This is a genomic window from Leptolyngbya sp. FACHB-8, assembly GCF_014695575.1.
Taxonomy (GTDB): Bacteria; Cyanobacteriota; Cyanobacteriia; order Elainellales; family Elainellaceae; genus Vacuolonema.
Genome location: NZ_JACJOO010000010.1, coordinates 24894 through 32564, shown reverse-complemented (window position 1 = coordinate 32564; position 7671 = coordinate 24894). Strand labels below are relative to the sequence as shown.

Genomic DNA, 7671 nt, shown 5'->3' with positions numbered 1-7671 from the left:
TGCTTTGCCCGCGAAGCGGGCAAAGCACCAACATTCTGGGGGTAATTTCATTACTGGAAATCTCCTTAGTTCGGACAGTTTTTGTGAAACCCTTGATTTTGCGTGCGCTTCACGCACGCAAAATCAAGGGTTTCACAAAAACTGTCCAGAATATTGAATAAAAGAAGTCGTAGTTTTTCAAGAACTACGACTTATCAGAGTTGACAAGTTTATATCAATAAGCTTTTGAACAGAAGGCATCCTATTTTTGTAAATGCAAGAAGTTTCGCCTACCGCATTCACAAAACAGAGTTTTCCCTAATTTTGAACGGGAATGGGCAGAATGAGTTGTTTAGGAGATGGAGATGGAACCGGACTGACAGGATTCGTCGGCTCAGTAGGCGGAGGCGCCGGTTCAGGTGGGGGAGCAACGGTTTCTATGAGAATTGTTCGTGTCATTTGTTCTCCTGATGGGTTGGTTATTCGTAGTGTTAAAGGTTGCTGTCCCGGTTGATCATTCAGCGTATATTCCAGAGAGCCTGTTGCTGGAACTGACCCCGGTGCCGGGAGAAGTTCAACCTGGGTATCGGGGTCTGATTCAATCTGCCATGAAAACGTGATGGTTGTGGGTTTATCGGCAGACAGCTCAATGCGATGGGTAGGGTTTTGTCCTACATCCTCTCCGTTGATCTGCAACGATTGCACTTTAGGGGGAGTTGCCTGAATACGAATGGGGGGTGTTTGTTTTATGGTCTGCTCTGACTGCTTGGCAATTAAGGTGAGTTGAAAGGTGTAGGTTCCAGGCCGAGTCGCTGAAGTTGGTACATTGCGGCAGACCAGACGTGTGGTCATGGAGCAGAAGCCTTGCAGCTCAGGCGGAACTCCATCAGCCAGGGAGTAGCGTTGCATCGCATCGGTGATCGTGCCATGTTCTGTAATGCCCATCACCTGCACCTCTTGAATTTGCTCAGGAGAACTAATCTCCCAATTGAGGCGGATAGGCGGTGCGATCGCTCCCTCCCCGACTTCTGACCCGGATTGATACGTCGCAGCAGTCGGAGAAAACTGCACGATCGCAGGGTGAGATAGCGCGGCGATTGTCAGGGAATCTGTTGTTCGTTCGTCTACAGGTTGAGTGCGATCGCTCCTGGAAAATACTTGCAGTCGAAATGTGTGGGTTCCGGGGGTGGCTTGAGCAATGGGCATGGCCCGGCAGCTTAACTGAGTGGTGTCCTCCTGCACGGCGGCGCACAAATCTTGCTGTCCAGCACGACGCTGGAGTTCTTTCGGGATGCTGCCTGCAAAAGTGTAATTCTTGCGGCTGACTTCAGTTCCTTGCTCTAGATGAATAATAGTAATGCGATCAATATCATTCAAGCGGTTAATTGTCCAATCCAGGCGCATTGTCTCGTCTTTGCCTGCTCGATAGGTTAGCGGTTCCCCCGTTGTTGAATTAACCGTCGGGTTAATGGCCACAATTTGAGGTTGAGGAACAGGGGCGGGAGCGGGGCGTTTGAAGAGAGTGAGCCATACCATGAGGGCGATCGCCCCTACAGCCCCTAATCCTGCCAGTACCAGCAGCACCAGCATCCACCAGGGGCGTGCTTGCCAAAGAATAACCCCCTGAGCGGTTGACGGTATCTTTGGCGCGTCCATCGCACCCGAAACCTCTTTCAGGTGAAGGTCAAATGGAATCTCTCGCCCCTTGCCCCACCAGGGACGAGCCCACCACTTTCGGGGCATGGTATGGATGACGAGTGGCTCACTATGACCCGGCTCCAGATGCAGTACAAAAGGCTCAATCCGGTAGCGAAACTGGTGTTCAGGGTCAATGGCATCCACAATGAGTTTACGAACGACATTCCCCTGATTGCTGATTTGCACATCAAACAGACCAGATTCGCTGGGAATGCGGCGTAGGGAGGGTTGAAGCTGTACATCCAGGCGATCGCTCGTCAGAATTTGTAGATACACCACATCCAGTCGTTGCAGGGTATCGTCATTGCTAGAGGTGAGCCGGAGGGTTGGAAAGTAGTGTCCGGCAGTGGTAAATTGCGGCGGGTGCAACCTCAAAACAATGGAACCGCTGCTGTCAGGATTCAACTCCAGTCCATCGGTTTCGCTGACCAAACCGGGATTGTCTAAACTGCTTTCGGGATAGCGGACGGTGAACCAGGACTGCGGCAGTTCGGGACAGGTGAGGTAGAACCGATCGACCCGTTTGGAGCAGTTTTTTATGTGAACTGTCACATCTAAGGCTTCCCCTGCCTGAAGGCGATAGGGATTAGCTGCCTGGGTAACGGGCTGCACCGAGAACAGGGGGTCAGTTCCCCATTCCGCATCGTGGGTCGAGGGTAGAACGCGAAACTGTTGAGGGCGGCGGATGGGTGGCTTGTCTGGATACTGCGCCTGGGCATCCACCAGCACTTCGTAATGGTACAAATCAGGTGTAGCCTGTTGGGGAATGTCGAAGGTGAGCATCACTTCCCGGCTTTCCCTTGCCTCTAGACGAAACGGGTTGCGTTCGCTGAAGCTGCACCACCGCAGGATGGGTTCTGCCTTTTGTTCGGTGGCAACAATCCACAAATCAACTTCAGCGGGGCGATCGCCCAGGTTCTTGACCACAATGCTCCGTTTCAGCGCAGAACCCCGTTTGGCTTCGTGATTCGCCGCTCGATCTTCAATAAATAGTGGGTGTGTGGCAAGTGGCATGGTTCTCATCCTTTGCATCGTTGCGGGTATGAATGCGGTACAGCATGACGCGATCGCGATCACCGTCACTGGTAATCACCAATGTGTTGTCTTTTTGAGTAATATCGACGCTATTCAGGCGAATTGGGAAATCTGCCAGGCGTACACCATTGCGTTCATGTTCCGAACGTTTTCCATTCTCCAGGGGCCACAACATGACACGTCCATCGTCCCCGGTACTGGCCATATAGCATCCGTCAGAAGTGAGGGCAACGGAACGCACAGGTTGCTTGCTATGACCGTCGCGCCATTGATCAAGGATGGGCAGATTACAGATACCCTCCGCATCGCCCTGTAGCTGGCATGGGCGCTTTGTCATATCCCACAGGGTGATGTAACCCTGGTTATCAGCGGTGGCCAGAAGATTTTGAGCGGTTGCGACGCTGGCGATCGCCTGCTCCTTACCCATAATGGGTTGCGAGAAGGCATAGGGGGGCGTTTCCCAGTGATAGGGGACGTTGTAAAGGCGATTAGCATTCCAATCCCACAACACCAGCTGATTAAATTGCCCTGCTACAACTAACCATGGGGGAGCTTGATCGAATTCGCTGAGCGCAAGGGACGATACGGCAAAGGGGAAATAAGTTCGCTGCGGTTCTTTGGCGGTAGCGGGGAACATTTCACCCAGGGATGTACGAATTTGACGACCGGCAGTTTGGGATGGAACCACAGACCAGCGACGCACCATGCCACTCCCATGTCCACTGAACAGCAGGTTTGAATCCTGAGTAAACACCAGATCAAAGACACGATCGGTTCCCTGGTAAAGGGTTTGCTGTGGTTTGGTGAACGCAGTATCCCACAACTGAATGGTGCCATCCTCTAAACCTACGGCCACTAAATTATTTTTGCGTCCGTGGCGGATTACCCGGACCGCTTTGCCAATGTTCTCACCGATGTTATCGGGCTGAATCAATCGCTGAGCCTGCCATTGCCAATGCAGTAGGCGATCGGGTTGCCACATGGTTCGATTCACAAACCAGCGTCGTACCGTTTCGTCGCTAGAACCGCTCAATACCGTTGTGCCATCGCCGCTGAACCGGACAAAATTAACGGTGCTGTGATGTCCATCAGACCGGAGTAACCACAGCATCCAGAGCAACAGCAGGAACAGGAGCGCACTTCCTAGTTGGGCAAGCGGTGGAATGAGGGGCGGAATGCGTAACTCCAGGGTTTTGCTATTGGGCTGTAGTTGCACGGCTGTCATGGAGCTGTCGCTGTGCATCGGGGTTAACTCCGGAGTCACAGGGAACAACACCCGTCGGGGCCAACCTAACCAGGGTCGCCGCCGTTGAACAACCAGTGGGGCTTGCTGAACTTCTCCTGGATGAAGGCGCAGGGGTGGGGGTGGAATGAATGGGTGGGGGCCTTCTGAAGGGGCGATCGCGATCTCTTGCGGCTGGTTACTCCGATTCTCAAATCGCAACTCATAGATAGCTGTCCCTACAGCCTTACGGAGGCCCTTGGCGGCGATCGTTTGAACCTCAGGTTGGCATTCAAAGGTGACAGCCCCTTGCGGTAATACCTCTAAAACACCCTGCTCACGAGCGCTGTAATAGTTTGCTGGCGATTTGACCTCTACCGTGAAGGGGTAAGGTTGGCTAAGGGCGGTATAGTGCGGAGGGCGGCAATAGAAGCTAGTTTTGAGGGAATCTCCGGCTTCAATGGTCAATTCCTGTTCAATGGAGGCTATATCCCGTGAGCCCGTCATCCAACCGGGCTCAAGCCCCGTCAGGCTAACAATAACAGCATTCGATTTGGAATCGAGGTTGTAGAGGATAACAGGAATCTCGATTTCATCCCCTGGAAAAACCTTCAAATCCTTATTAGGCAGAAAAATGCGTAATGATCGACGCGGCTTCTCGACCAATAAACTAATGGGTTGACTGGTGAAGAGAGTGGCATACTCTACCGAAAAAATTCGCAGAGTTAAATCCAGGGTGGTATCGTAGGCCGGAATTGGCGGTTTCTTAATAACAACGTGAAATTGGGTTTGGGCACCGGGTGGTTTCTTGGCACAGATCTCTGGCTCGATGCTGTACCAATCTCCTCCCGCTTGTGAGTCAAGGCCAGGAGCCAGTAACTCCAGTTGAAAGCTGGTAAAGTAGCGACTCGCATTGATTACGACCACATCAAACTCGTGCTCATTGCCCGACTTCAGATCGGGATCGGCGGCCAAGTCTGGAATTAATCTGAGCTTCCGTTTAGAAACCGTGGCTTGAATTCGGTTTTCCATCCTTCCATTCCTCTAGCGGATCGGGTGAGCATTGTGCTCCCATCCTTGTCAGTTAAGGGATTTACAAATTGTGGGCATTGTCCCTACGACAACGCAGGCTGAAGCAACTGGGTCAGGTGTCGTCGCCGCCAGGCAAAGTGCAACAGGTTGATGCCAAATTCCTGAGCTGTGCGAATGTCATTGCGCGATCGCATTCCTTGAACATCCGGTGCCCAGGCCGATGACAGCCCTCCAGCCACAAAGATAATTCCGCCACCACACCAGACTTGGATGGATGTCTGATCTACCTCTGGAAGCGCGGCAAAAAGGAATGGATGCGATCGCACCGGATGGTCATTTGATAACTCATGCCAGGATTCCAAAGCAGTCTGGAAGCTGTGTTCGATCCAGTTTTGAAAGTTGGCGATCGCAAACTCGTTTGTATCCAGCAATTCAATCAGCACCATACCCCCCTGAGTCAGGTACTCACTCAAGACATCCTGTTCGGTGCCGCTGAGCTCCGATACATGATCTGCATCAAGAAGCAGGAGATCGTAGGGGGCGATCGCTTCAGCCTGTAGCGACAAAACATTAGGAGCGGCTATGCCCTGTAAGCTGGGATAAAGGGCCGAGGTCGATCGTGCTAGAAATGTAACCGCTTGCCCTTTTGATACCCCGGCTTCTGTGCTCTGGGGTTTGATCTGAGCCAGATGGGCCGTGGCGATCGGCTTCGTTTGAGCCTGTAAGCGATGGCTCATATCTAACTGATTCTGCACCGGGAAAAGAACGTCATCTGGACGCTCAATCTGAATGAAATTGTTGCTTAGCTGAATACGACACAGTTCAATTTCGTGGTCCTTGGGTGGTGTCGTTTTTTGATCGAAGCGAAACTGTTCTCGCAGGACTTCAGAATGGGGTTGATAACTTGGAGCTTCTGGTTCTACATAACTAACTACAACATAAACGGTAATACTCCCTGCTATAGGAGGTTTAGCTGCAATGCGATAGGTGCGATCAACGGCTTCATCTACGATGATGACATTACCTTCTACATCAATGGCAATGCCAGGCTGAATTTCAATCCACCGTTGATCGCGAAACCGCGATTCTGTAGAATCTGGTGGGTCTATAATCGTGATGCCCAACCCACAAACAATGCCAGGTTGGTTGAGGGATTGATAGTGCACATTTTGCCGCTGTCGATGGTATGCATGGGCCAGTGACCATCGTTGGGCGTTGATCATCAAGCTATCGTATACGTTTAAGCGTTCGAGAGGTTTAATATCGGGGGCAGGAAAGTTGACGAAATTCATGGCTTTGGGGGTAAGGGTGCGATCGTTTTGATCATAGGAAACTGCACCCTTCAAAACCTCTAACAGATGTCTTGATAGCCGTCTTAAAAAAGTCGAATTTAATATCGGACTTTCGTCATCTCCTGTAACTAATAGTCACGACTTTAGGAGATTTCTGAGAAAAAATATCCCCATTATTTGGAAAAAAGGCACGGCTTCGCCGCGCCTTTTTTCCAAATAATGGGGAAGTTCTTATCTGGAAATCTCCTTAGTATGCTCATATTCGACAGATACTGACATAAGCTGGGATTGATCGCTCAGGTCTGGCTTGGGGGCGCGTCGCCCCCAACCCCCCCTGACTGGGGGGACGGCTGCCCATCCCCCCGGCCCCCTCTCGGCAAGGAGACCTTGCAGGGGAGGCGTTAGGTCGCTTCGCTTTACTGGGGTTTTGAAGCAGACCCCGGCCTTTCTGGGGTACAGGTTTGGGCTTATTTCAGTGCGATTTGCTTATACTCAGATTTTGCGCCAAATTCCAAGAGCCTGATTTTGTGCGCGAAGCGCACAAAATCAGGCTCTTGGAATTTGGTTTTAGAAAGGTGCGAGGTGTGAGCGATCGCTATATCAAGGGGACGTCTGACAACAGGCTCCGATGGGTCTGTTAGGTAACTGATGGAGATTGACTTGCTGTAATAAGTCTGTCCAGGCTGCGGCGATCGCCTCATCTCCACTCTCCCCGTACTGTTCCCCCAACAAAGACAGAGCATCATACCAGACGCCACCTCTGGCATAGGCCGCTGATGTCTGAAGAACATCGGAGGTTTCCTGGGGAATGGATAATTCCGTCCGTTGAATGTAGGCATCAACTCTTACAGGTACATCCGGCGTTTCTGGGTTGCAGAAAATAGAGACTGTCCAGTGATACACCGTCCCCGTAGATAGCGCAGGGGTATCTTCAGGAAATGTCACCCGAAAAGCTCCTGGCGCTGTTGCTGTACTGGTGAGCAGGGTTCGGTAAATAGGCTGGGGATCTTCGCTCCATAGGGTAAACTCGATGGGAACCGCATCGGCTAAGCCTGCGGGTGCGGATAGCCAAACTGTTGGGTGGGATCGGGTGGTGAGCCCCCATTGAAATGTGCGATCGCCCACCTGCACTGTCGGCACCAGAGCCGTAACGTCTGCATAGCGTTCGCATTCTGGACTGCGAGAGCCGCCTCCCTGGCCTCTACCTCCCGGTTCTCCCACAACGGGTGGTGGTGGTGGTGTAAAAGTCCCTCCGGTTGCACTAGATTGAGCTGCGACACGAACAGGTATCAAACTAAATGATAGTGGAAAGATGCACAACGAACATTGAACAAGAATATGAAAGATATAGGTTGAAAAACGAGAATAATATTTCATGGTATAGCGCTCCTCTTATGAACGTGAATGATGAAC

The 7671-nt window shown here is 51.6% G+C and carries 4 protein-coding genes; all 4 read right to left on the bottom strand.

The features are described 5' to 3' along the window. Positions 1-297 precede the first annotated feature (297 nt). A complete protein-coding gene (locus H6F91_RS01945; protein WP_190775047.1) occupies positions 298-2691 on the bottom strand; it encodes a hypothetical protein in 2394 nt (797 codons plus the stop codon). Beyond that, the gene (locus H6F91_RS01940) at positions 2660-4966 is read right to left on the bottom strand and encodes a WD40 repeat domain-containing protein (protein ID WP_190775046.1); all 2307 of its coding nucleotides are present in this window, start codon (positions 4964-4966) and stop codon (positions 2660-2662) included. Before H6F91_RS01940 ends, H6F91_RS01945 begins: the two co-directional genes overlap by 32 nt. 83 nt (positions 4967-5049) lie before the next feature. Then, positions 5050-6312, bottom strand: coding sequence for a DUF4159 domain-containing protein (locus H6F91_RS01935; RefSeq protein ID WP_206754885.1), 1263 nt, complete (start codon positions 6310-6312; stop codon positions 5050-5052). A 546-nt stretch (positions 6313-6858) separates the two neighbouring features. Then, a complete protein-coding gene (locus H6F91_RS01930; protein WP_190775044.1) occupies positions 6859-7635 on the bottom strand; it encodes a DUF928 domain-containing protein in 777 nt (258 codons plus the stop codon). Positions 7636-7671 lie beyond the last annotated feature (36 nt).

Coding starts and splice junctions, on each gene's coding strand:
- H6F91_RS01945 (WP_190775047.1), bottom strand. CDS start 2,691: ATGCCACTTGCCACACACCCACTATTTATTGAAGATCGAGCGGCGAAT.
- H6F91_RS01940 (WP_190775046.1), bottom strand. CDS start 4,966: ATGGAAAACCGAATTCAAGCCACGGTTTCTAAACGGAAGCTCAGATTA.
- H6F91_RS01930 (WP_190775044.1), bottom strand. CDS start 7,635: ATGAAATATTATTCTCGTTTTTCAACCTATATCTTTCATATTCTTGTT.